We start from the raw sequence: 23,994 nt of genomic DNA, 5'->3' as shown, positions 1-23,994 counted from the left end.
AATGGCGAACCGGTCTGCAAGTGGCCGGCATGGCGCGTTTTACGGGGATCGATCGGGTGGAGGCAAGGGCACAAGGGCGCACCAAGGGGGGCTTCATCGCCGGGGTGGCATTTTTCATCCTGGTCATGTGGGGGCTCTACCAGACTGCGCTGGATGTTAAAGACTGGCTGACGGATGCCAGTCGGTTGCCCATGAGCGAGCTGTTGCTGCAGGGGCAACACGAATATTTGAAGGCCGATGAGTTGCGTGCTGCCGTGCTGGATGGTGCCGAACTTCGCAACTTCTTCGAGCTGGATGTGAACGAATTGCAGGCGCGTCTGAACGCTCTGCCCTGGGTGGCCCAGGTCTCGGTACGAAAGAAGTGGCCGAACAAGATCAAGGTCTATCTCACGGAACAGGATGTGGCGGCTCGCTGGAACGGCAACCGCTTCGTCAACACCAAGGGTGAGGTATTCAGTGCCCCGGACAGGGTGAAGAAGCCCCTGATGCAGTTGTCCGGGCCCGATGATCAGGCCGCCAAGGTGCTGGAAGCCAGCCATCAGTACGAAACGCTGCTGGCGGCCAAGGGATACAAGTTGCTGGGGGTGAATCTGACCCCCCGCCATGCCTGGGAACTGACCCTGGATGGCAACATTCAGCTGTTTGTGGGGCGCTCGGATATCGCGCTTCGTCTGCAGCGGTTTATCGATGCCTTTCCGGTCATCGAGCCCCGTGAGCGGGTTGCTTACGTGGATCTTCGATACGACACCGGGATGGCAGTTGGCTGGAAGAAAAGCGAAGAGAAAGTGAATGACCAACACCGCAGATAGAAATTTGATTGTCGGACTGGATATCGGCACGACCAAGGTGGCGGTACTGGTTGGCGAAGTATTGCCTGATGGCGAACTCAATGTCATCGGCATGGGCAGCCACGCTTCTCGCGGGATGGAGAAGGGCGGGGTCAATGACCTCGACTCCGTGGTCAAGTCCCTGCGCCGCGCGGTGGAAGAGGCCGAGATGATGGCAGACTGCCAGATCAGTTCCGTCTATCTGGGGCTGTCCGGCAAGCACATCGATTGCCGCAACGAGACCGGCATGGTGCCCATCTCCGACGAAGAGGTGACCCAGGAGGATGTGGACAACGTCATCCACACCGCCAAGTCGGTGCGGTTGTCTGACGAGCTCCGGGTGCTGCACGTGCTGCCCCAGGAGTTCGCCATCGACTATCAGGAAGGGATCAAGAACCCGGTCGGCCTCTCCGGCGTGCGGATGGCCGCCAAGGTGCATCTCATCACCTGCCACAACGACATGGCGCGCAACATCGAGAAGTGTGTGGAGAAGGTGGGTCTGCGGGTGGATCAGCTGATCTTCTCCGCCCTGGCCTCCAGCTACGCCGTGTTGACCGAAGACGAGAAGGAGCTGGGTGTCTGCGTGGTGGACATCGGTGGCGGCACCATGGACATGTCGCTCTTTACCGGCGGCGCCCTGCGTCACACCAAGGTGATTCCCTATGCGGGCAGCACGGTGACCAGCGACATCGCCTATGCCTTCGGCACGCCGCCGCTGGATGCGGAGGCGATCAAGGTGCGCTACGGCTGCGCCCTCGGCCGCCTGGTCAGCAAGGAAGACAATATCGAAGTGCCCAGTGTCGGCGGTCGCCCGGCGCGCAGCCTGCAACGGCAGACACTGGCGGAAGTGATTGAACCCCGTTACACCGAGTTGCTCTCCATGGTGAATGACGAGCTGGTGCGGGTGCAGAGCGAATTGAAGGCACAGGGGGTCAAGCATCAGCTGGCCGCCGGTGTGGTCTTGACCGGTGGCGCGGCCCAGATCGAAGGCATTGTGGAGTGCGCAGAGCAGATCTTCCAGAGCCAGGTCCGGGTGGGCGAACCCATGAATATCCGGGGATTGAGTGACTACGTACAGGCACCGGTGTACTCGACTGCGGTCGGGTTGTTGCAGTACGGCCGCACCAACCAATCCACCGGCAGTAACAAGGAATATGCCGCCAAGGCAAGCGTAGGTGGGCTGGTCAAACGGGTCAGCAACTGGTTGCGTGGCGAGTTCTAAAGATTTTGCTGAGTCAGGCAAATAAAGCGGAGAGACAACATGTTTGAATTTATGGATAGCCACACTGACGAAGCCGTCATCAAGGTGATAGGTGTGGGTGGCGGCGGCGGCAACGCAGTCGAGCACATGGTTCGTCAAAACATCGAAGGTGTCGAGTTCATCACCGTGAACACCGACGCCCAGGCACTGCGCAACTCCAGTGCCAATACCACCCTGCAGATCGGCGGTGGCATCACCAAGGGTCTGGGTGCCGGGGCCAACCCGGAAGTGGGTCGTGACGCCGCCATGGAAGACAGGGAAGCGCTGCGCGAGCTGCTGACCGGTTCCGACATGGTGTTCATCGCTGCCGGCATGGGTGGTGGTACTGGTACAGGTGCTGCACCGATCGTGGCCGAAGTGGCCCGCGAGATGGGTATCCTGACCGTTGCCGTCGTGACCAAGCCGTTCTCCTTCGAAGGGAAGAAGCGGATGGGCTTCGCCGCTCACGGTATCGAAGAGCTCTCAAAGAACGTCGACTCCCTGATCACCATCCCCAACGACAAGTTGCTGAAGGTGCTGGGTCGCGGCATCTCCCTGCTGGACGCCTTCAAGGCGGCCAACGACGTGCTGCTGGGTGCAGTGCAGGGCATCGCCGAGCTGATTACCCGTCCGGGTCTGATCAACGTCGACTTCGCGGACGTACGTACCGTGATGCGCGAGATGGGTACAGCCATGATGGGTACCGGCTCCGCCTCCGGTGACGACCGTGCCGAAGAAGCGGCCGAGAAGGCCATCTCCAGCCCGCTGCTGGAAGACGTGGATCTGGCCGGTGCCCGCGGCATCCTGGTCAACATCACTGCTGGCATGGACATGACCATCGAAGAGTTCGAGACCGTGGGTAACGCGGTCAAGGCCTTCGCGTCCGAGAACGCTACCGTGGTGGTGGGTACCGTAATCGACCCGGAAATGCACGACGAACTGCGCGTTACCGTAGTGGCGACCGGTATCGGTGCCGAGCGCAAGCCCGACATCACCCTGGTCAAGAACAACATGGTTCAAGAGCGTCCGGCCCGTCAGCCCCTGATCAGCGAAGCCCTGCAGTCTCGCGTGATGGAAGAGGCCCCGGCCAAGGTGGTGAACGCCGAGCCGCAAGCTCGTCGCGAACCGGATTATCTCGATATTCCTGCGTTCCTGCGCAAGCAGGCAGACTAAGCCTCTGATGGCTCTGGTTTGTTTGTTGCTTAAGAATTGTGCTAAGATGGCCCGGCAACGACCATCTGGTCAGGAATTTGAGCTGTTAAAGCGGATACGCCCATGATTAGACAAAGAACCTTGAAAACGAGTGTCCAGGCCACCGGTGTGGGCCTGCATTCGGGCCGGAAAGTCACAATGACGTTCCGTCCGGCGCCTGTTAACACAGGGATCGTTTACTTGCGTACCGATCTGAATCCTGTGGTCGCGCTGCCAGCCAACGCCGATCAGGTGCGTGATACCGTGCTTTGTACCGCTCTGGTGAACGAAGCCGGTGTTCGCGTGTCGACCATCGAACATCTGTCTGCCGCTCTGGCCGGGATGGGGATCGACAACCTCTATGTCGAGGTTGATGCCCCCGAGATCCCGGTAATGGACGGCAGTGCGCATCCGTTCATCTATCTGCTGCAGGAAGTGGGTATTCGTGAACAGAACGCGCCCAAGCAGTTCGTGCGGATCAAGCAGAGCATCCGGGTAGAAGACGGCGACAAGTGGGCGGAATTCCACCCCTATCGCAACGGCTTCAAGATGGATCTCGAGATCGATTTCCAGCATCCGGTGTTTGAAGGCCGCAACCAGCGTTGCGTGCTGGACTTCTCCGGCAGCTCCTTCGTGAAAGAGATCAGCCGTGCCCGTACCTTCGGCTTCATGCGTGATATCGAGTACCTGCGTTCCCAGAACCTGGCACTGGGCGGCAGCCTGGAAAACGCCGTGGTGCTGGATGACTACCGGGTGCTGAACGAAGATGGTCTGCGCTACGAAGATGAGTTCGTGAAGCACAAGATGCTGGATGCCATCGGCGATCTGTACATGTGCAATCGCAGTATCATCGGTGAATTCCGTGCCTACAAGACGGGCCATGCCCTGAACAACAAGCTGCTGCGTGCCCTGCTGGCCCAGCAGGAGGCCTGGGAACTGGTGACCTTCGAGGGTGAGGGCGACAAAGCGCCCATCGCTTACTACGACAACGGTCTGGTTCTGGCCTGATAGCTGTGCAACAGGACGTCGGTCATCTCTCCGCACCGACGTCCTGTCATTTGTTTATTCCATCCTTTAATACCGATTATCTCCCGGTTTTATTGCCCGTGCAGGCCCTTGGCCTCACCTGACCGAGAAGACAGATTTCTATGAGCATTACCCTGATCCTCCACGGTAAGCAGCGCCGCAGGTTGCACTTACCCAAACAACGTCTGGCCTGGGTCGGCGGTATTCTCTTCACTGTATTGGCCTTGGGGGGCGGCTGGCTCTGGCAGAGCTGGCAGCAGAAAATGGAGGCGCTGGAAGTGGCGCTGACCCTGGCGCAGCAGCAAAAATCCACGCAAGGGGCCGATGAAGCCCGCGAACAGCTTGCCATGCTGGCCGCCCAGGTGGGCACCATGCAGGGACAACTTGGTCGCCTCAACGCCCTCGGCGAGCGCCTGACCGAGAAGGCGGACCTCGATCCCGAGGAGTTCAACTTCAAGGAGCTGCCCCCGATGGGCGGCCCTTCCTACGATGCAGACCTAGAAGTCAGCCTGGGTGAACTGCAAGATTCCATGGAACACCTCAGTCGTCAGCTCAGCAGCCGCGAAGAACAGCTGTCGGTACTTGAATCCTTCATCATGAACCACCATATCACCGATGCGGGATTCATCCCCGGCTCACCGGTCAAGCAGGAGCGTGTCTGGATCTCCTCCGGTTTCGGTGGGCGGGTCGATCCGTTCAACGGTCGCGCCAAGATGCACAAAGGGGTGGATTTCCGCGGCAGGCCCGGCACCCCCATCCTGGCGACAGGCAAGGGGATTGTCAGCTGGGCGGGGCGCCATCCGGAGTTTGGCAACATGGTGGAGATTGACCATGGCAATGGTCTGGTCACCCGCTATGCCCACAATTCCAAGTTACTGGTGGATGTGGGCACCCTGGTCGATGAGGGCCAGAAGATTGCCCTGATGGGGCGAACCGGTCGTGCAACCGGAGTTCATTTGCATTACGAAGTGTTGAAAGATGGTCGTCAGGTCAACCCCGCGCGCTTTCTGAATGCCAGACGGGGTTAGGTTTTTTCTTCAGGTTCCAGTGACGGAACGCTTATATAACCAAAACAGTTGGTACCCATGATTAGCACACTGCTCACCAAGATTATCGGCAGCCGGAACGACAGAACGCTCAAGGCTTTGCGCAAAATTGTAAAACAAATCAATGCGATGGAGCCTCAGTTCGAGGCACTGTCCGATCAGGAACTGCAGGCGAAGACCGCCGAGTACCGTCAGCGTCTGGAGCAGGGCGAAACACTGGAGCAGTTGCTGCCGGAAGCGTTCGCCACCGTCCGTGAAGCCTCCCGCCGTGTGTTCGGCATGCGTCACTTCGACGTCCAGCTGATCGGCGGCATGGTGCTGAACTCCAACCGCATCGCCGAAATGAAGACAGGTGAAGGTAAAACCCTGACGGCCACGCTGCCGGCCTACCTGAACGCCCTGACCGGCCGCGGTGTGCATGTCGTGACGGTGAACGACTATCTGGCCAAGCGTGATGCGGAAGCCAACCGCCCGCTGTTCGCCTTCCTCGGCATGACGGTGGACTGCAACGTGCCCGGCATGGATGCATCCCAGAAGCGCGATGCCTACGCTGCCGACATCACCTACGGTACCAACAACGAATTCGGTTTCGACTACCTGCGCGACAACATGGCATTCTCGCCGGAGCAGCGCGTACAGCGTCCGCTCAACTACGCGCTGGTGGATGAGGTGGACTCGGTGCTCATCGATGAAGCCCGCACCCCGCTCATCATCTCCGGTCCGGCGGAAGACAGCTCCGCCATGTACACCCAGATCAACAAGTTGATCCCGCTGCTGGTCAAGCAGGACAAGGAAGACTCCGAGGAGTACACCGGCGACGGCCACTACACGGTGGACGAGAAGAACCGCCAGGCGCTGCTGACCGAAAACGGCCAGATCTTCGTGGAAGAGCTGCTCAAGAAAGAGGGACTGCTGGCCGAGGATGACTCCCTGTTCTCCGCCACCAACATCAGCCTGCTGCATCACGTCAATGCCGGCCTGCGCGCGCACACCCTGTTCGAGCGCAACGTCGACTACATCGTCCAGAAGGACGAGATCGTCATCGTCGACGAGCACACCGGCCGCACCATGCCGGGTCGTCGCTGGTCAGACGGTCTGCACCAGGCGGTCGAGGCGAAGGAAGGGGTCAAGATCCAGAACGAGAACCAGACCCTGGCCTCCATCACCTTCCAGAACTACTTCCGTCTGTACGACAAGCTGGCGGGCATGACCGGTACTGCGGATACCGAAGCCTTTGAATTCCAGCAGATCTATGGCCTGGATACCGTGGTCATCCCGACCAACAAGCCGATGGTGCGCAAGGATATGGGCGATCTCGTCTACCTGACCGCCCAGGAGAAATACGCGGCCATCGTGCAGGACATCCGCGAGTGCGTGAAACGCGGCCAGCCCGTGCTGGTCGGTACCGTCTCCATCGAGAACTCCGAGCTGCTCTCCGGCATCCTGACCAAGGAAAATATCCCGCACAAGGTACTGAACGCCAAGTTCCATGCCATGGAAGCGGAGATCGTCGCCCAGGCCGGCCAGACCGGCGCCGTCACCATCGCCACCAACATGGCCGGTCGTGGTACCGACATCGTGCTGGGCGGCAACTGGCAGGCGGAGATCGCCCAGCTGGAAAACCCGTCAAGCGAGCAGATTGCCGAGCTGAAAGCGGCCTGGCAGGTGCGTCATGACGAAGTACTGGCTGCCGGTGGCCTGCACATCATCGGTACCGAGCGTCACGAATCCCGCCGTATCGACAACCAGCTGCGCGGCCGTTCCGGTCGTCAGGGTGATCCGGGTTCCTCCCGCTTCTACCTCTCCATGGAAGATACCCTGATGCGGATCTTCGCCTCCGACCGCGTGACCGGCATGATGAAGAAGCTGGGCATGGAAGAGGGCGAGGCCATCGAGCATCCCTGGGTGACCAAGGCCATCGAGAATGCCCAGCGCAAGGTGGAAGGTCGCAACTTCGACATCCGTAAAAACCTGCTCGAGTTTGACGACGTGGCCAACGATCAGCGCAAGGTGGTCTACGAGCAGCGCAACGAACTGCTGGACACCAACGACATCTCCGAGACCATTCACGTCATCCGTGACGACGTCTACGGCGCCATCATCGACGAGTACATCCCGCCTCAGTCCCTGGAAGAGATGTGGGACGTGCCGGGTCTGGAAGCGCGTCTGAAGTCCGATTTCGCCCTGGATCTGCCGTTGCAGCAGTGGCTGGCGGAAGACGACAAGCTGTATGAAGAGAAGCTGCGTGAACGCATCCTGGATGAAGCCACCAAGCTCTATGCCCACAAGGAAGAGCTGGTCGGCAAGGAGGTGCTGCGCAACTTCGAGAAGGCGGTGATGCTGCAAACGCTGGATGGTCTGTGGAAGGAGCACCTGGCGGCCATGGATCACCTGCGTCAGGGCATCCATCTGCGCGGCTACGCCCAGAAGAACCCCAAACAGGAGTACAAGCGCGAATCCTTCGATCTGTTTACCCAGATGCTGGAGACCCTCAAGCGCGACGTGGTCAGCATCCTGAGCCGGGTACAGGTGCAGGAGCGGGATGTGGAGGCGATGGAAGAGCAGCAGCGCCAGCAGGCCGAAGCCGCTCCCCGTACCTACACCCATGCCACGGCCGAAAACCAGCTGGCTGACGAGGATACGGGTGGGGCCGAGGGCCATACCACCTTCGTGCGCGACGAGCAGAAGATCGGGCGCAACGATCCCTGCCCCTGTGGTTCGGGTAAAAAATACAAGCACTGTCACGGTCAGCTGACCTGACACCCTGCCATGATGAATACACCGCCTCCGGGCGGTGTATTCATTTTCGGACCAAGGAGGGGACGATGAGCAGATTGCCGGCGGGATGGGATGGGGAGGCACATGGGCACTGGCTGCAGGAGAGACGCCAGGAGGCGATCCGTTGTGTGCTGAGCAGGCTGAACGCAGAGACGAACAAATCCGTTCCCCTGCAACTGCAGTTTGCCTATTACCTATTTTTGTCCGGCGATCCCGCCTCGGCGGCACAGGTGCTGACGCTGGCGTACCGGTCCGCGCCCGATAACACTGAGGTGCTGCGCAATCTCTGTGTCTGCCTCTCGCGCTCCGATCAGCATGAGCGGGCCGTGACGCACCTGGCCGAACTGGTGCGGCGCGAGCCGGATGATTATCTGGTCCATGACGGGCTTTGCACTTCCCTTGCCAAGCTAGGACGCCATGAAGAAGCGGCACAAGCGGGAACCCGTGCCCTGACTCTCAAGGATGAGGCCGTCTCGCAGCCCGTCGCGGGGTGGGTGCTGCCGGCAGAGGGGCCGGATGTCTGGCTCGCGGAGCAGGGGGACAAGCAGGCAGTCATCGCCTTCTCCTTGTGGGGAGCACAGCCCCGCTATTTGCGGGGAGCGCTCGACAATGTGCTGGCCGCAGCTTACCTCTATCCGGGCTGGCGGGTGCGCTTCTATGTGGATGGCAGTGTCCCTCAGGGGTTTCTGGCCTGCCTGCAGGAACATGGCGCCGAGATAAAGGTGCAGCCCGATGGTCAATCCCAGCGTCAGCGCCTCTGCTGGCGCTTCCAGGTCGCCAATGATCCCGGAGTGGGGCGCTTCCTTGTGCGCGATGCGGACTCCGTGCTGAATCTGCGGGAGCGGCTGGCGGTCGATGACTGGCTTGCATCGGGGCGCTGGTTCCATATCATGCGTGACTGGTGGAGCCACACCGATCTGGTGCTGGCCGGCATGTGGGGCGGTGTGGCCGGAGTGCTGCCTCCCCTTGCGCCGCTGATGGCGAGCTATCAGCCCAGTACCATGGAAACACCGAACATCGACCAGTGGTTCTTGCGAGACTGTTTATGGCGCTATCTGCGCCAGAGCGCGCGGGTACACGATCGTTGTTTCACTCCGCCCGGTGCGGTGCCCTGGCCGCAGGTTGCGCCGCCGGGCAATGAGCATGTCGGGCAGGATCTCTTCAGGGCCCGGGGGGATCAGCAGGCCATTCGGCTTGCCCCCTGGATCGCCCGTTTGCCGTGTTTACGCTGAGGACAATGATGGAACAGAAGAAACGGATCTGGGTGGCGGTGGGCGTCATCGAGAACGAACGGGGCGATATCTTCATCGCCAAACGCTCAGCCGATCGCCATCAGGGGGATCGCTGGGAGTTTCCCGGTGGCAAGGTGGAGTCGGGGGAGGATCTGCTCACCGCGCTGGACAGGGAATTGTGGGAAGAGATCGGGATCCGGGTGCAGGATTGTGCCCCCTTCATGGAGCTGCACCACGACTACCCCGACAAGCAGGTCTTGCTGGATATCTGGAAGGTGACCCGCTTCCACGGCGAGCCCTTTGGCAAGGAGGGACAGGAGTGCCGCTGGGTACCACTGGCCTCGCTGCACGAATACCACTTCCCGGATGCCAACGGCCCCATCGTCGCGCGGTTGCAGGCCTCGCTTGCCTGAAAGGGAATCGATACCAACGAAAAAGGGCCTGAGGGCCCTTTTTTGATCGTGAAGTGTTTATTGCCAGGGATCGCCCTGTTCCGGATCGGGCAGCAGATCCGGGTTGATCTCGCCCGGGATACGCTTCTGTTCATCCGCCCACTCGCCGAGGTCGATCAGCTGGCAGCGCTTGCTGCAGAAGGGGCGAAACGGGCTCTGCGGACCCCATTCGATCTCGCTCTGACAGGTCGGACACTTTACCTTGGTCACCATGGGGCGCTCCTCAACAACAGGCGAGCTGGAAGGAGACGTCGCCTATCTGCTGTTCCGTCGTCGGCAGGAAGCGCAGGGCGAAGCGGTTCTTGTGGCCGCTCAGGGTCGGATAGCAAGGCTGGGTGCCCGCCAGACGGATGCGGATCAGTTCAGCCCCTTCGGCGGTATCCTGGAAGAAGCCGTTGGTGGCCACCTGGTCGCTGAAGTTGCCCGACTCGCGCCACAGGCGCAGCAACAGGGAGATGGCGTTCATCAGCAGGGTGATGTCACTCAGCCATTGCTGCATCTGCTGGTGGCGGGTGACGGCCGGGGTCGCCAGCCAGTGGTGCAGCTGCGGCACATCGAAGGCGCACAGACCACCCGGAATGGAGAAGCGCTGACGAATGGAGCCGAGCAGGCGATCCTCTTTCAGACGGGCGCCGGGGCGCGGGGAGTTCAGCAGGTTGCGGGAGAGCTGGGTACTCTCCTGCTGCATCCGCTGGATCTGCTCGAGATCGACGTCAGGCAGACTGGCCCAGTGGCTCAGGCGTTGGCCGAGGCGCTCCAGATCCTTGATGAGATCGGCACGCAGGTCACCACGCTCCAGCAACTCCTGCAAATCGAACAACCCCTTGAAGAAGGCGATATGTGCCCAGGACTGGTCACTCTCCAGATTGTCGCGGATCTGGGAAAACAGGGACTCCAGACGAAGATAGGTCCGGCTTTTTTCATTGAGGGGGAAATCGTAAATCATGCCTAATCCTGGCCAGCCATAAACCGGCCTAGTGTACTCACAGTTGGTGGGCTTGTTGAGAGGCAAATGCCAGATATGTCTGGTGCAGGGCGAAAATTCGCTGCCCGATGGTCTCACTCGTGCCACTCTGGTTGTCCAGGACGTCGTCGGCCATCGCCAGGCGCTCGCTGCGGCTCGCCTGGGACGCCAGTATCGCCTGGGCCTGTTCCCGACTGACGCCATCGCGGCGGCAGGTACGCTCGATTTGTGTCGCTTCGTCCACATCGATCACCAGCACCCGATCGGCGAGGGAAGTGAGCCTGTTTTCCACCAGCAAGGGGACGACCAGCAGGCAGTAGGGGGAGCGGGTTGCCGCACACTGGCGCAGCATCTCGCTGCGGATGAGGGGATGGAGCAGGGCATTGAGCCACTCCTTGGCCTGTGAGTCGGTGAAGATCCGCTCTCGCAGCCGGCGGCGATCGAGCTGGCCATCGGGGGTCACGACATCCGGGCCAAAACGGGCGGCGATGGCAGCCAGAGCAGGGGTGCCGGGCTCCACCACCTCACGGGCGATGATGTCCGCATCCACCACCTCGATGCCCAGCTCGGCAAAGCGGTTGGCAACCGTGGTCTTGCCGCTGCCGATTCCCCCTGTGATTGCGACTACATACATGGGTCAGAGATCCTTTTGCTAGAGCACGACATCAAGATACCAGCGGGTGATGCTATCGCCCCACAGCAGCGTTATCCAGCCCGCGATGGCGAGATAGGGGCCAAAGGGAATGGGTTTGCCCTGGTGGTGGTTGCGCAGCAGGATGAGACCGATGCCGATGATGGCGCCCGCCAGCGAAGAGAGCAGCAGCACGATGGGCAATGCTTGCCATCCCAGCCAGGCGCCCAGCGCCGCCAGCAGTTTGAAGTCGCCATAGCCCATCCCTTCCTTGCCGGTCAGCAGCTTGAAGGCCCAGTAGAGGCTCCAGAGCACCAGATAGCCCGCCATGGTACCGATCACCGCATCGGCCAGGGGCACGAAACCGCCCGCCAGATTGAACAGCAGGCCACCCCAGAGCAGGGGCAGGGTGAGCTGATCCGGCAAGAGCATCTTGTCCAGGTCGATGAAGGTCAGTGCGACCAATGTCCAGGTGAGCAACAGAGCGGCAAGGGTGCCCCAGCCGGGGGCAAGCGCGGCTGCTACCGGGACCGACAGCAGGGCGGTGAGCAGCTCAACCAGGGGATAGCGAGCCGAAATGGGGGCGTGGCAGTTGCGGCAGCGCCCCCTGAGCCATAGCCAGCTCAGCAGGGGAATGTTCTCCAACGCCCCTATGGGGTGGTCGCAGTGGGGGCAGCGGGAGCGAGGCACCATGAGGTTGTATCGTCCGGTTGCAGGAGGAGTCTCTTCACCGTCACCGAAATAGTCGCTGTATTCGGCATGCCAGGCCCGCTCCATCATGATGGGCAGGCGATGGATCACCACGTTCAGGAAGCTGCCCACCATCAGGGAGAAAAGGAAAATCAAGGAGAGATAGAGCCAGGGCAAGCCCTGGGCCAGTTCGATCAAAGGCACCATAGATCAATCGCTTGTGTCGGGAACGGGGATGACAGATGGCCGGGGGAAATGCACCGCCCGGCCCTCTGTCGAGGGGGTCAGTGTATCACAGAGCCCAGCTTGAAAATGGGAAGGTACATGGCCACGACCATGCCGCCGACCAGCACCCCGAGCACCACCATGATGATGGGTTCGAGCAGGCTGGTGAGGCCGTCGACCATGTCGTCCACTTCCTGTTCGAAAATGGCGGCGACCTTGGAGAGCATGTCGTCGATGGCGCCGGACTCCTCACCGATCATCACCATCTGGGTCACCATGTCGGGGAAAAGATCCACGGTGCGCATGGCGACGTTGATCTGCATGCCGGCCACCACCTCGTTGCGAATGGCCATGGTCGCAGTGCGATAGACATAGTTGCCCGATGCTCCGGCCGCTGAGACCAGGGCATCTACCAGTGGGATACCGGCGGAGAAGGTGGTGGAGAGGGTGCGTGCAAAACGGGCCATGGCCGCCTTGTGCAGTATGTTGCCCACCACGGGAATGGTGAGGATGAACTTGTCCGTGTTGTCCCTGACCTTCTGGGATTTTCGCCAGGCCCGCACATAGAGGAAGACGGCGAGAGCAGCGCCGCCAAAGATGGCGTACCACCACTCCTGCATAAAGCGGGAGATGGCGATGACGAACCGGGTGAAGGCGGGCAGCTCGGCACCGAAGCTCTTGAAGATATCCTCGAACTGGGGAATGACGAAGAGCAGCAGGATGGAGGTGACGACGATGGCCACCAGAATGACCATGGACGGATAGAACATGGCCTTCTTGATCTTGGATTTGAGGGCTTCGTTCTTCTCGCGGTAGATGGCGATACGGTCGTAGATGGTCTCCAGGGCACCGGATTGCTCCCCGGCCTCGACCAGGTCGCAATAGAGGTCGTCGAAGTGGCGAGGATGGCGGCGCAACGCCTCCGAGAGCGGGGTACCTGTTTCCACATCGGCGGCGATCTGGCCGATGAGCTCGCGCACAGCCGCTTTCTCGTGGCCGCGAGCAATGATCTGAAGACTCTGCACCAGAGGCACGCCGGCGGAGAGCATGGTAGTGATCTGGCGGGAGATGACGGCGATGTCCATCGGCTTGATCTTGGCGCCGCCCTTGGAGAAGAGCCCCTGGCTCTGCTTGCTGACCCTGGTGACGTTGACGCCCTGCTTGCGCAGCTCGGCCTTGACGGTGGTGATGCTGTCGGCTTGCAGCTCGCCGGAGACCTTCTGTCCCTTGCGGTTGACGCCGTGCCAGCGGTAGGAGAAGACTTTTTTCGGTGCGTTGCGTTTTTGAGCTAATGTGGCCATCACTGCATCCTGCAATTGGGCGACGTTGGCCGGATGCTGCTGCCTGTCCGGCTCATCTTGGCTTGAAGAAGGTCATCGGGGTGATGGCAGCGGCTTCACCCGGCGAGATGACTCGGGTACTGCGAACTCAGTTGGTGGTGATCCTGTTGATTTCGGCCAGACTGGTGACGCCAAGACGCGCTTTCTCGAGGCCGGATGTGCGCAGGGTGCGCATCCCTTCTTTTTGGGCTATGGCGGCAATCTGCAGCGAGTTCGCCCCCTGCATGATGAGTTTGGCGATGTTGTCGGACATCAGCATGATCTCATAGATGCCGACCCGGCCTCTGTAGCCTCCCGAGCACTCCTTGCATCCCACGGGCTTGAACAGCCGCAACCCGGCGGCCAGTTGCTGCTGGGTGAAGCCCAGCTCCAGCAACTCGGCTTCCGGCACCACTTCCGGCGCCTTGCAGTGATCGCAGAGTTTGCGGGCAAGGCGCTGGGCCATGATGAGGGTGACCGAAGAGGCGATGTTGAAGGCCGGCACCCCCATGTTCATCATCCGGGTAAGCGTTTCTGCCGCCGAGTTGGTGTGCAGGGTGGAGAGCACCAGGTGACCGGTCTGGGCGGCCTTGATGGCGATCTCGGCGGTTTCCAGATCCCGTATCTCCCCTACCATGACGATGTCGGGATCCTGGCGCAGGAAAGAGCGCAGGGCGCTGGCGAAGGTGAGCCCCGCCTTGGGATTGATCTGCACCTGGTTGACGCCGGGCAGGTTTATCTCAACCGGATCTTCGGCGGTGGAGATATTGACCTCGCTGGTGTTGAGGATGTTGAGGCCGGTATAGAGTGAGACCGTCTTGCCTGACCCCGTCGGGCCGGTCACCAGGATCATACCCTGAGGTTTGGAGAGGGCGTGAAGGTATTGCGTCTTCTGCCGGTCGTCAAAGCCGAGCTGATCGATATTGAGCCGGGCGGCCGAGGAGTCCAGCAACCGGATCACGATCTTTTCGCCCCACATGGTGGGCAGGGTGTTGACACGCATGTCCATGGATCTGTTGCGTGAGATCTTGAGCTTGATCCGGCCATCCTGGGGCAGGCGCCGTTCGGCAATGTCGAGCCGTGCCATCACCTTGAGGCGAGCCGCGAAGCGGTTGGCCAGGTTGACCGGCGGCGTGGCGACTTCGTGCAGTATGCCGTCTACCCGAAAGCGGATCCGGTACTTGGTCTCGTAGGGTTCGAAATGCAGGTCGGAGGCCCCGCGCTTGATGGCATCCATCATGATCTTGTGGATGTATTTGACGATGGGGGCATCATCGTCCGCGGTGTTGACGCTCTCGTCGAGGCGGGAACTCTCGTCGGAGACCTCGAGTTCGGAGATCTCGGCCTCGTCGATATGATCCATGCCCAGGGTATCCTGCTCGCTCTCCATCAGCTTGCCGATGGCGGCGGTCAGCTTGCTCTCTTCGACCAGCAGGGCTTCCGTATGCAGGCCGAAGCTGAAGCCAAAATCCTCCAGAGCCGACACATTGGTCGGATCGGACATGGCGATATAGAGGGTGTGCCCCTGGGTGTAGATGGGCAGGACATGGTGCTTTTCAATCAGCTTTTGATTGAGGTATTTCTGCGGGATCTCGGCGAGATCGAAGGCCGCCAGATCCAGCAGAGGTACCCCATATTCCAGCTCGCAGAAATCGGCGAGGGCTTTGCTGTCGAGGATGTCGTTTTCAATCAGGAAGGTGACAAAGGGCTTGCGCTGCGCCTTGGCCTGGCTCAGATAGCGCTGTGAGTCCGGCTCACTGAGGAGGGAAGAAGCGGCCAGGCTGGTGGCCAGGCCGCTATTGAGGCTAGAGGTCATTAAATACAGCTCGCGCCGGAAACCTGACCCCATGTAATTTTGCCTGAACCTTGAACTGTACCCTCAAGCGTACAAGTCACATCGCTAACATCTGAAGCACCCACCCCAGTTATCGTGGCATCTGCGCCACTTGTTGTACCGGCTGATCCACTGACGCTTGCAACAAAGGTAGAGGACGAGCCTGTTGCATCACAGGTTGCGGTACTTCCAGAAGCAACACCTGTAGTCTGGACACAAATTTCAAGATCTGTTTTTACTTGTCCCATGGCTGCTGTTATTTCAGTAGCTTTAGCCTTTTTCGTGTAACTCTGATACGCCGGCAAGGCGATGGCGGCGAGGATGGCGACGATCGCAACGACGATCATCAATTCGATTAGCGTAAACCCTGACTGTCTTTTCATGTGAAATATCCTTTTTTCCATGTTTCCTGATAAGCACCGGTGGAATGCTATCCACGCTGGTATCTTATCCGAGCGCTTCGGGTTGGCAACAGAGGCGGGGAGCTTGTTAGCCACTTTTATGTCATTTAGTGAAATGTGTAGAAAAATCAAAGATTAAATGGCTTCCATTGGCACTTGTCATGAGGCGGGAGGGCCCATCTTCACACTCCTTATGTCGTGGGATCCTGCATAAAGAAAAGGCGCCGATGGCGCCTTTTGCAAGTTTCGAGCCCTGTAATATTTTTGGGCACGAGCAATGGATGGGGCTTGCTCAAGCCTCGACAAAGCGCATGGAGAGATCCAGTGCCCGCACATGCTTGGTCAGCGCTCCCACCGAGATGAAGTCGATCCCGGTCGCGGCGTATCCGGCAAGGGTATCGAGGGTGACGTTGCCGGAGACTTCCAGCTTGGCTCTGCCCTGATTGAGGCGAACGGCTTCCTGCATCATGGGGATGTCGAAGTTGTCCAGCATCACGATGTCGGCCCGTGCGGCCAGGGCCTGCTCCAGCTCGGCCAGGGATTCGACCTCGACTTCCACCGGTTTGTCCGGATTGAGACGGCGCGCTTCGCTGATTGCTTCAGCGATGCCGCCGCAGGCGAGAATGTGGTTCTCCTTGATGAGGTAGGCATCAAACAGACCGATGCGGTGGTTTTTGCCGCCGCCGCAGGTGACCGCATACTTCTGGGCGCTACGCAGGCCGGGCAGGGTCTTGCGGGTATCGAGCAGGCGGCAGTCAGTACCTTCCAGCTCGGCTACATAACGGGCGGTCAGGGTGGCGACCCCGGAAAGGGTCTGCACGAAGTTCAGCGCATTGCGCTCGCCGGTCAGCAGCACGCGGGCGGGGCCATGGAGGCGGAACAGCTCCTGATTGGGGGCAAGGCGTTCACCATCTTGCACTTTCCACTCGACCTTCACTTCGCCACCGAGCTGGGCAAACACCTCGTCGACCCAGGGCTGGCCGCAGAAGACGCCCGCCTCGCGGGTGATGACTCGCGCGGTCGAGATGCGATCGGCCGGGATCAGCTGGGCCGTGATGTCGGCGCTGGCATCCGGTTGATCCAGCGCGGTGAGGGCATCGCCCAAGTCTTCGAGAAGTGCGGCGCGCACGGCGCGGCGGATGTCCTGTTGTAACATGCCTTATTCCTGCAAGGGTCTGAGAAGCAATTGCCTGTCTTTCTGGCGCAATTCCAGCCTGCCCAGAGCATTCATGCCCACCAGGATCTCCTCCCCGTCGGCAGCCGGATTGATAAAGACGGACAAATCGTACAGGGTCAGCGGACCCATCGCCAGACTTTCGATCCGGCTGGTTTCGACCTGGATCTCTCCGGCTGCCGTGTTGACCCGGCTGCGGCCCGTGGCGACGAGGCCGAGCCGGGCGGCCACCTGGCTCGGTATGGTCACCCGGGTTGCTCCTGTGTCCAGCAGCAGTTGCACCGGCTGGTCGTTGATGGCACCCTCCAGACGATAATGGCCGCTGGCATCGGCCCTGAGCAGCAGATCGCCGCTAGCGGTCACCGACGGTTGTTCACGACCATGAAAGTAGAGGGTCAGCAGACCCAGCAGCGAGAGCCAGGCGAGCAGCCAGAGACGGCGTGCCATCGGGTGCATAGTGTGTCCCATATCGCGCGAGTGAATGGCTCAGCCTAACATAGCGTTATCCATGAATTCAGAGACTTGTTCCCAGTTTTCCCATCCCGCCAGAGGCACATCGCTTCCATTTGTGAGTCGAGCAGACGATGACACAACCCACAACCCTGTTTTCCATCGATCGAGAAGGATGGTGCGAGCAGGCCCGCAAGGTGCCTTCCCCCCATCACAATGAGAGGCTCAGCCCGGAGGATGTCTCCTTGTTGGTGATACACGGCATCAGTCTGCCCCCCGGGCAGTTTGGTGGCCCCTTTATCGACGATCTGTTTCTGGGGCGCCTCGATCCTGGTGCTCACCCCTATTTCGCCGGTATTCATCAACTGAGGGTCTCGGCCCACTGCCTGATCCGCCGTGATGGGGAACTGGTTCAGTACGTGCCTTTTGGCGCCAGGGCATGGCATGCGGGAGTCTCGAGCTGGGAGGGGAGGGAGGCGTGCAACGATTTTTCCATCGGGATCGAACTGGAAGGGACCGACGAGCTTCCCTACAGCGACAAGCAATACGAGGTGCTGTCGGACCTCAGCCGGGCGATTGTTCACCGTTATCCCGCCATCACGGCGGACCGTATTGTCGGCCACTGCGACATCGCGCCGGGCCGCAAGACGGATCCGGGTGACAGTTTCGAATGGCCTCGCTATCGGGAAAATCTTCACTTTGAGTGAAAAATCTAAAAATTATTTTGTGTTTTTAGAATCAATGGCTTGCCTTGTCTGGCAAGCCATTTTTCATGCTGTTGAACAAATGTTATCGGTGAGCAAGCTCACAAATATTGGTCAGACCATTTTCTATGAGCTATATCATGATTCCGCGTTTTTACCCCCAAAGTGGCAGCCTAGCTTCTTGATTCAGATCATCTTTTGGGTGGACTTTTTTCAAGCCCTCTGCTAATTTTCGCCCCAACCATAAAATTGGTAATACCAATTTAACAAAGTAGCCTCATGCCCTATATCAAGATAACTCAGCCCAAGCTGGCCGACGCCATTGTCGCCGAGCTGGAAAGCATGATTCTGGAAGGCAGCCTGCAGCCGGGCCAGAAGTTGCCGCCCGAGCGGGAACTCGCCATCCAGTTTCAGGTGTCGCGCCCTTCCTTGCGCGAAGCCATCCAGCGCCTGGAAGCGAGAGGACTCTTGTATCGTCGTCAGGGCGGTGGCACTTACGTACAAAATGCCCTGAGCAAGGGGATCGCCGACCCCCTGTTCGAACTGCTCAGCACTCACCCGGAAGCCCAGTACGACCTGCTGGAGTTTCGTCACGCGCTGGAAGGCATCTGTGCCTACTATGCGGCGCTGCGGGGCACCGAGGCTGATTTCGAACGGATTCGCCTGGCGCAAGCCGCCATCGAAGAAGCCGGTCAGCAAGGGTCGCTGGTGGTCGAATCGGCCGCCGTGACCCAGTTCTATCTGGCCGTGGCCGAGGCCTCCCACAACGTGGTGCTGCTGCACCTGTTGCGGGCCATGGGCCCCATGCTCGAGCAGAACATTTTACGCAATAACGAAATTTTGAATCGCCGTCCGGGAGTGGTCGCCAAGATCCGTCGCCATCGTGCGAGCCTGATCGAGGCTATCCTGTCGGGGGCTCCGGAGCGGGCCAGGGCTGCTTGTCATGAGCACCTGGCCTTTATCGAGGACACCTTGTTGGATATGCAGAGGGAAGACAGCCGGATCCAGCGATCCATGCGTCGGATCCGTCAGCAGGAAAACTAATCCCACAAGGCTTTCTTAATTGTCGAATGCTTGCGCCCTTCGCCGTGCAATGCCGTGCAATCACAACAACATAGGAACCAGCCATGTCTGATATCCTGAAGAACGATGTGGACCCGATAGAAACGCTGGAGTGGCTTGCCTCTCTGGAATCCCTGCTGCGTGAAGAGGGTCCGCAACGCGCTCAGTTCATCCTTGAACAGTTGGCCGAGAAAGCCCGCGCAAGCGGTGTGGACGTGGCTGCCAAGGCAAACCGCGACTACATCAACACCATTCCGTCCAGCGACGAGCCGGCTTACCCGGGCGACCTGGAAATGGAACGCCGCATTCGCGCCATCATCCGCTGGAACGCCATGATGATCGTGCTGCGCGCCTCCAAGAAAGACCTGGACCTGGGTGGTCACATGTCTTCCTTCGCTTCTTCCGCGACCATCTATGAAGTCTGCTACAACCACTTCTTCCGTGCCCGCAACGAGAAGGACGGTGGCGATCTGGTCTACTTCCAGGGTCACATCTCCCCGGGCATCTACGCCCGTGCATTCGCCGAAGGTCGCCTGACCGAAGAGCAGCTGGACAACTTCCGTCAGGAAGTGGATGGCAAGGGTATCCCTTCCTACCCGCACCCGAAACTGATGCCGGAATTCTGGCAGTTCCCGACCGTTTCCATGGGTCTGGGCCCCATCGCCGCCATCTATCAGGCGCGTTTCCTGAAGTACCTGACCGACCGTGGCATCAAGGATTGCTCCGAGCAGACCGTTTACGCCTTCCTGGGTGACGGCGAGATGGACGAGCCGGAAGCCAAGGGTGCCCTGACCGTTGCCGTGCGTGAAAAGCTCGACAACCTGGTGTTCGTGGTCAACTGCAACCTGCAGCGTCTGGATGGTCCGGTTGTCGGCAACGGCAAGGTCATCAACGAGCTGGAAGGTCTGTTCGCCGGCGCTGGCTGGGACGTGACCAAGGTCATCTGGGGTCGCAAGTGGGATGAGCTGCTGAAGAAAGACACTTCCGGCAAGCTGATCCAGCTGATGAACGAGACCGTGGACGGTGACTACCAGACCATGAAGTCCCGTGACGGTGCCTACGTGCGCGAGCACTTCTTCAACCGTTACCCGGAAACCGCTGCGCTGGTCAAAGACATGACCGACGAGGAGATCTTCGCCCTGAACCGCGGTGGTCACGACCCCCGCAAACTGTTCGCCGCCTTCTCCAAGGCTGCACAGACCAAGGGCAAGCCGACCGTGATCCTGGCCAAGACCATCAAGGGCTATGGCATGGGCGAAGCGGCCGAAGGCAAGAACATCGCTCACCAGGTCAAGAAGATGGATCTGGGCTCCGTGCGTCACCTGCGCGATCGTTTCAACCTGCCGGTCACCGACGAGCAGCTGGAAAACCTGCCGTACCTGAAGATCGAAGAGGGTACCGAAGAGCACAAGTACCTGCACGCCCGCCGTGCCGCACTGAAGGGCTATGTACCGACCCGTCTGCGCGAGAGCACCACCAAGCTGGAAATCCCGGCGCTGGATGCCTTCGGTCCGCTGCTGGGTGAACAGGCGCGCGAAATCTCCACCACCATGGCGTTCGTGCGTTCCCTGAACGTGATGCTGAAAGACAAGTCCATCGGCAAGCGCATCGTCCCGATCCTGGCTGACGAAGCCCGTACCTTCGGTATGGAAGGCCTGTTCCGCCAGATCGGTATCTACAGCCCGCACGGTCAGCAGTACACCCCGCAAGACCGCGACATCGTCTCCTACTACAAGGAAGACAAGCAGGGTCAGGTTCTGCAAGACGGTATCAACGAGCTGGGCGCCATGTCCTCCTGGCTGGCTGCTGCGACCTCTTACAGCACCAACGACTGCCCGATGATCCCGTTCTACATCTACTACTCCATGTTCGGCTTCCAGCGGATCGGCGACATGGCGTGGGCAGCCGGTGACCAGCAAGCCCGTGGCTTCCTGCTGGGCGCGACCTCCGGTCGTACCACTCTTAACGGAGAGGGCTTGCAGCACGAAGATGGTCACAGCCACATCCTGGCCAACACCATCCCGAACTGCATCTCCTACGACCCGTCCTACGCCTATGAAGTGGCGGTGATCGTACAGGACGGCCTGCGCCGCATGTACGGTGAGAACCCGGAGAACGTGTTCTACTACATCACTACCCTGAACGAGAACTATGCCATGCCGGCCATGCCGGAAGGTGCCGAGGAAGGCATCCGCAAGGGGATCTACAAGCTGGAAACCGTGGCCGGCACCAAGGCCAAGGTACAGCTGCTGGGTTGTGGTTCCATCCTGGGTCACGTGCGCACTGCCGCCCAGATCCTGGCCAGCGAGTACGGCGTGGGTTCCGACGTGTTCAGCGTCACCTCCTTCAACGAACTGGCTCGTGACGGTCAGGACGCGGATCGCTGGAACATGCTGCACCCGACCGCCGAAGCGCGTGTGCCCTACATCGCTCAGGTACTGGGTTCCGAAGCCACCATCGCCGCGACCGACTACATGAAGTCCTTCGCCGATCAGGTGCGTGCCTTCGTTCCGACCGAGAACTACCGTGTACTGGGTACCGATGGTTACGGCCGCTCCGACAGCCGTGCCAACCTGCGTCGTCACTTCGAAGTGAACGAGTTCTACGTAGTGGTTGCAGCCCTGACCGAACTGGCCAAGCGCGGCGAGGTAGACAAGCAGGTTGTGGCCGAGGCCATCGCCAAGTACGGCATCGATGCCGACAAGGTCAACCCGCTGTACGCGTAAGAGGATTGAGTGTCGCGCCGGGTATCCGGCGCGACCTTGCCTGGGTTTAAACGGATAACGCGGGATGCGCGTGGTGATGCTCAGGCTGCCACGCGGATGCACGCAAGAGGATAAAGCGCAATGTCCAAACAGATTATGGTGCCGGATATCGGTGCCGATGAAGTTGAAGTCACCGAGATCATGGTGGCCGTGGGTGACAAGGTCGAACTGGACCAGTCCCTGATCGCCGTGGAAGGTGACAAGGCCTCCATGGAAGTCCCGGCTCCGGCCGCCGGTATCGTCAAAGAGATCCTGATCAAGGTGGGCGACAAGGTTGCCACCGGTTCCCAGATCATGGTCTTCGAATCCGAGGGTGCTGCCGCACCGGCTCCGGTCCAGGCTGCTGCCCCGGTTGCTGCCGCGCCGGCCGCCGCTCCTGCCGCTGCCGCTCGTCAGGACGTCAACGTGCCGGACATCGGTGGTGACGAAGTCGAAGTGACTGAGATCATGGTTGCCGTGGGCGACATGGTTGAAGCCGACCAGTCCATCATCGCCGTGGAAGGTGACAAGGCCTCCATGGAAGTGCCGGCACCGTTCGCCGGTCGCGTGGTCGAGATCAAGGTCGCCGCCGGCGCCAAGGTTTCTACCGGCTCCCTGGTGATGGTCTTCGAAGTGGCGGGCGCTGCCCCGGCCGCTGTTGCCGCGCCGGCTCCTGCTGCTGCCCCCGTGGCTGCCGCTGCTCCAGTTGCCGCCGGTGCCAAAGACGTCAACGTGCCGGACATCGGCGGTGACGAAGTGGAAGTGACCGAAATCATGGTCGCCGTGGGTGACAAGGTTGAAGCCGACCAGTCCCTGATCACCGTGGAAGGCGACAAGGCCTCCATGGAAGTGCCTGCGCCGTTCGCCGGTGTGGTCAAGGAGATCAAGGTGAAGGCGGGTGACAAGGTCTCCACCGGTTCCCTGATCATGGTATTCGAAGTGGCGGGTGCCGCTCCGGCTGCCGTGGCTGCTCCGGCTCCTGCCGCAGCGCCCGTTGCTGCCGCGCCGGCTGCCGCCGCTCCTGCGCCGGTTGCCCAGGCTGCTGCCGCCTCCGATTTCGTCGCCAACGACGCCTATGTCCACGCCTCCCCGGCAGTACGCCGTCTGGCGCGCGAGTTCGGCGTCAACCTGGCCAAGGTGAAAGCCTCCGGTCGCAAGGGTCGCATCGTCAAAGAAGACGTGCAGGCTTACGTGAAGGATGCGGTCAAGCGCGCCGAGTCCGCTCCGGCTGCCGGCACCGGCACTGGCAACGGCATGAGCGTCGTGGCCTGGCCGAAGGTTGATTTCAGCAAGTTCGGCCCGGTCGAAGAGCTGGAACTGACCCGTATCCAGAAGATCTCCGGTCCTGCCCTGCACCGCAACTGGGCCATGATCCCCCACGTCACCCAGTTCGACGAAGCCGATACCACCGAGCTGGAAGCGTTCCGCAAAGAGCAGAACATCCTGGCCGAGAAGCAGAAGCTGGACGTGAAGATCACCCCGCTGGTGTTCATCCTGAAGGCGGCCGCCAAGGCCCTGGAAGCCCATCCGCGCTTCTGCAGCGCCCTGTCCGAAGACGGCAGCAAGCTGATCATGAAGAAGTACATCCACATCGGTGTGGCGGTGGATACCCCCAACGGCCTGGTGGTTCCGGTGGTTCGCGACGTCAACAAGAAGGGCATCCACGAGTTGTCCCGCGATCTGGCCGAGATCTCCAAGAAGGCCCGTGCCGGCAAGCTCACCGCTGCCGACATGCAGGGCGGTTGCTTCACCATCTCCAGCCTGGGTGGCATCGGCGGTACCAGCTTTACCCCGATCGTCAACGCGCCGGAAGTGGCCATCCTGGGCGTCTCCAAGTCCGAGATGAAGCCGAAGTGGAACGGTAAAGAGTTCGTGCCGCGCCTGATGCTGCCGCTGGCTCTGAGCTACGACCACCGCGTCATCGATGGCGCCGACGGTGCCCGCTTCATCACCACCCTGAGTGGTGTGTTGTCCGACATTCGTCGACTGGTCCTGTAAGTGAGA

At 60.4% G+C, this 23,994-nt stretch carries 21 protein-coding genes; 12 read left to right on the top strand and 9 right to left on the bottom strand.

Features of this window, described 5'->3' with window-relative positions:
* Window positions 1-56 precede the first annotated feature (56 nt).
* The 8 genes from OKC41_RS06050 (at window position 57) to mutT (ending at window position 9,753) form a co-directional block, all read left to right on the top strand.
* Window positions 57-809: a cell division protein FtsQ/DivIB gene (locus tag OKC41_RS06050; protein ID WP_029314839.1), complete on the top strand. Its 753-nt coding sequence runs from the start codon at window positions 57-59 to the stop codon at window positions 807-809.
* The gene (gene ftsA, locus OKC41_RS06045; protein ID WP_010675832.1) at window positions 790-2,049 is read left to right on the top strand and encodes a cell division protein FtsA; all 1,260 of its coding nucleotides are present in this window, start codon (window positions 790-792) and stop codon (window positions 2,047-2,049) included. Before OKC41_RS06050 ends, ftsA begins: the two co-directional genes overlap by 20 nt.
* Before the next feature lie 39 nt (window positions 2,050-2,088).
* Window positions 2,089-3,240 (top strand): cell division protein FtsZ, encoded by a 1,152-nt coding sequence (gene ftsZ, locus OKC41_RS06040; RefSeq protein WP_005305686.1) that lies wholly within the window; start codon window positions 2,089-2,091, stop codon window positions 3,238-3,240.
* Window positions 3,241-3,342: 102 nt separating this feature from the next.
* The gene (gene lpxC, locus OKC41_RS06035; RefSeq protein ID WP_010675831.1) at window positions 3,343-4,266 is read left to right on the top strand and encodes a UDP-3-O-acyl-N-acetylglucosamine deacetylase; all 924 of its coding nucleotides are present in this window, start codon (window positions 3,343-3,345) and stop codon (window positions 4,264-4,266) included.
* Between the two features lie 140 nt (window positions 4,267-4,406).
* Window positions 4,407-5,312, top strand: coding sequence for a M23 family metallopeptidase (locus tag OKC41_RS06030; RefSeq protein WP_039040495.1), 906 nt, complete (start codon window positions 4,407-4,409; stop codon window positions 5,310-5,312).
* Between the two features lie 57 nt (window positions 5,313-5,369).
* Window positions 5,370-8,090 carry a preprotein translocase subunit SecA gene (gene secA, locus OKC41_RS06025; protein ID WP_041211791.1) on the top strand — a complete coding sequence of 907 codons (2,721 nt, stop codon included), beginning with the start codon at window positions 5,370-5,372 and terminating at the stop codon, window positions 8,088-8,090.
* 65 nt (window positions 8,091-8,155) lie between these two features.
* The gene (locus OKC41_RS06020) at window positions 8,156-9,340 is read left to right on the top strand and encodes a tetratricopeptide repeat protein (protein ID WP_201894971.1); all 1,185 of its coding nucleotides are present in this window, start codon (window positions 8,156-8,158) and stop codon (window positions 9,338-9,340) included.
* A gap of 8 nt (window positions 9,341-9,348) precedes the next feature.
* Entirely contained in the window at window positions 9,349-9,753 is a 405-nt protein-coding gene (gene mutT, locus OKC41_RS06015) for an 8-oxo-dGTP diphosphatase MutT (protein WP_174213873.1), read from the top strand.
* A gap of 57 nt (window positions 9,754-9,810) precedes the next feature.
* Here the strand turns inward: mutT and yacG are convergent, their stop codons facing one another.
* The 9 genes from yacG to OKC41_RS05970 all read right to left on the bottom strand — a co-directional run bounded on the left by yacG (window position 9,811) and on the right by OKC41_RS05970 (window position 17,486).
* A complete protein-coding gene (gene yacG / locus OKC41_RS06010; RefSeq protein WP_039040499.1) occupies window positions 9,811-10,005 on the bottom strand; it encodes a DNA gyrase inhibitor YacG in 195 nt (64 codons plus the stop codon).
* Window positions 10,006-10,015: 10 nt separating this feature from the next.
* A complete protein-coding gene (gene zapD, locus OKC41_RS06005) occupies window positions 10,016-10,738 on the bottom strand; it encodes a cell division protein ZapD (protein ID WP_010675825.1) in 723 nt (240 codons plus the stop codon).
* Between the two features lie 37 nt (window positions 10,739-10,775).
* On the bottom strand, window positions 10,776-11,390 hold the full coding sequence (gene coaE, locus OKC41_RS06000; protein ID WP_048208563.1) for a dephospho-CoA kinase: 615 nt from the start codon (window positions 11,388-11,390) through the stop codon (window positions 10,776-10,778).
* Window positions 11,391-11,408: 18 nt separating this feature from the next.
* A complete protein-coding gene (locus OKC41_RS05995) occupies window positions 11,409-12,284 on the bottom strand; it encodes an A24 family peptidase (protein WP_069652262.1) in 876 nt (291 codons plus the stop codon).
* A gap of 77 nt (window positions 12,285-12,361) precedes the next feature.
* A complete protein-coding gene (locus OKC41_RS05990) occupies window positions 12,362-13,603 on the bottom strand; it encodes a type II secretion system F family protein (RefSeq protein ID WP_010675822.1) in 1,242 nt (413 codons plus the stop codon).
* Between the two features lie 127 nt (window positions 13,604-13,730).
* Window positions 13,731-15,446, bottom strand: a complete 1,716-nt coding sequence (gene tapB, locus OKC41_RS05985; RefSeq protein ID WP_176722689.1) for a PilB family type IVa pilus assembly ATPase TapB — start codon at window positions 15,444-15,446, stop codon at window positions 13,731-13,733.
* Window positions 15,437-15,838 carry a prepilin-type N-terminal cleavage/methylation domain-containing protein gene (locus tag OKC41_RS05980; RefSeq protein ID WP_081332023.1) on the bottom strand — a complete coding sequence of 134 codons (402 nt, stop codon included), beginning with the start codon at window positions 15,836-15,838 and terminating at the stop codon, window positions 15,437-15,439. Before OKC41_RS05980 ends, tapB begins: the two co-directional genes overlap by 10 nt.
* Window positions 15,839-16,148: 310 nt before the next feature.
* On the bottom strand, window positions 16,149-17,012 hold the full coding sequence (nadC, locus tag OKC41_RS05975) for a carboxylating nicotinate-nucleotide diphosphorylase (RefSeq protein WP_042864860.1): 864 nt from the start codon (window positions 17,010-17,012) through the stop codon (window positions 16,149-16,151).
* Window positions 17,013-17,015: 3 nt separating this feature from the next.
* Window positions 17,016-17,486 (bottom strand): TIGR02281 family clan AA aspartic protease, encoded by a 471-nt coding sequence (locus tag OKC41_RS05970; protein ID WP_010675818.1) that lies wholly within the window; start codon window positions 17,484-17,486, stop codon window positions 17,016-17,018.
* A 128-nt stretch (window positions 17,487-17,614) separates the two neighbouring features.
* Here OKC41_RS05970 and ampD point away from each other — a divergent pair, with 128 nt between their 5' ends.
* From ampD to aceF, 4 genes are all read left to right on the top strand, one after another.
* Window positions 17,615-18,187 carry a 1,6-anhydro-N-acetylmuramyl-L-alanine amidase AmpD gene (gene ampD, locus OKC41_RS05965; RefSeq protein WP_069652261.1) on the top strand — a complete coding sequence of 191 codons (573 nt, stop codon included), beginning with the start codon at window positions 17,615-17,617 and terminating at the stop codon, window positions 18,185-18,187.
* 276 nt (window positions 18,188-18,463) lie between these two features.
* A complete protein-coding gene (pdhR, locus tag OKC41_RS05960; RefSeq protein WP_010675815.1) occupies window positions 18,464-19,228 on the top strand; it encodes a pyruvate dehydrogenase complex transcriptional repressor PdhR in 765 nt (254 codons plus the stop codon).
* Between the two features lie 83 nt (window positions 19,229-19,311).
* Entirely contained in the window at window positions 19,312-21,972 is a 2,661-nt protein-coding gene (gene aceE / locus OKC41_RS05955; protein ID WP_039040509.1) for a pyruvate dehydrogenase (acetyl-transferring), homodimeric type, read from the top strand.
* A 120-nt stretch (window positions 21,973-22,092) separates the two neighbouring features.
* Window positions 22,093-23,988 carry a pyruvate dehydrogenase complex dihydrolipoyllysine-residue acetyltransferase gene (aceF, locus tag OKC41_RS05950; protein WP_201894972.1) on the top strand — a complete coding sequence of 632 codons (1,896 nt, stop codon included), beginning with the start codon at window positions 22,093-22,095 and terminating at the stop codon, window positions 23,986-23,988.
* The last annotated feature ends 6 nt before the right edge of the window (window positions 23,989-23,994 follow it).

It is taken from the genome of Aeromonas sp. QDB17 (assembly GCF_027705305.1).
GTDB lineage: Bacteria > Pseudomonadota > Gammaproteobacteria > Enterobacterales > Aeromonadaceae > Aeromonas > Aeromonas caviae.
Note: the sequence above shows the minus strand (reverse complement) of the source record. Positions and strands in the feature narration are given on the sequence as shown.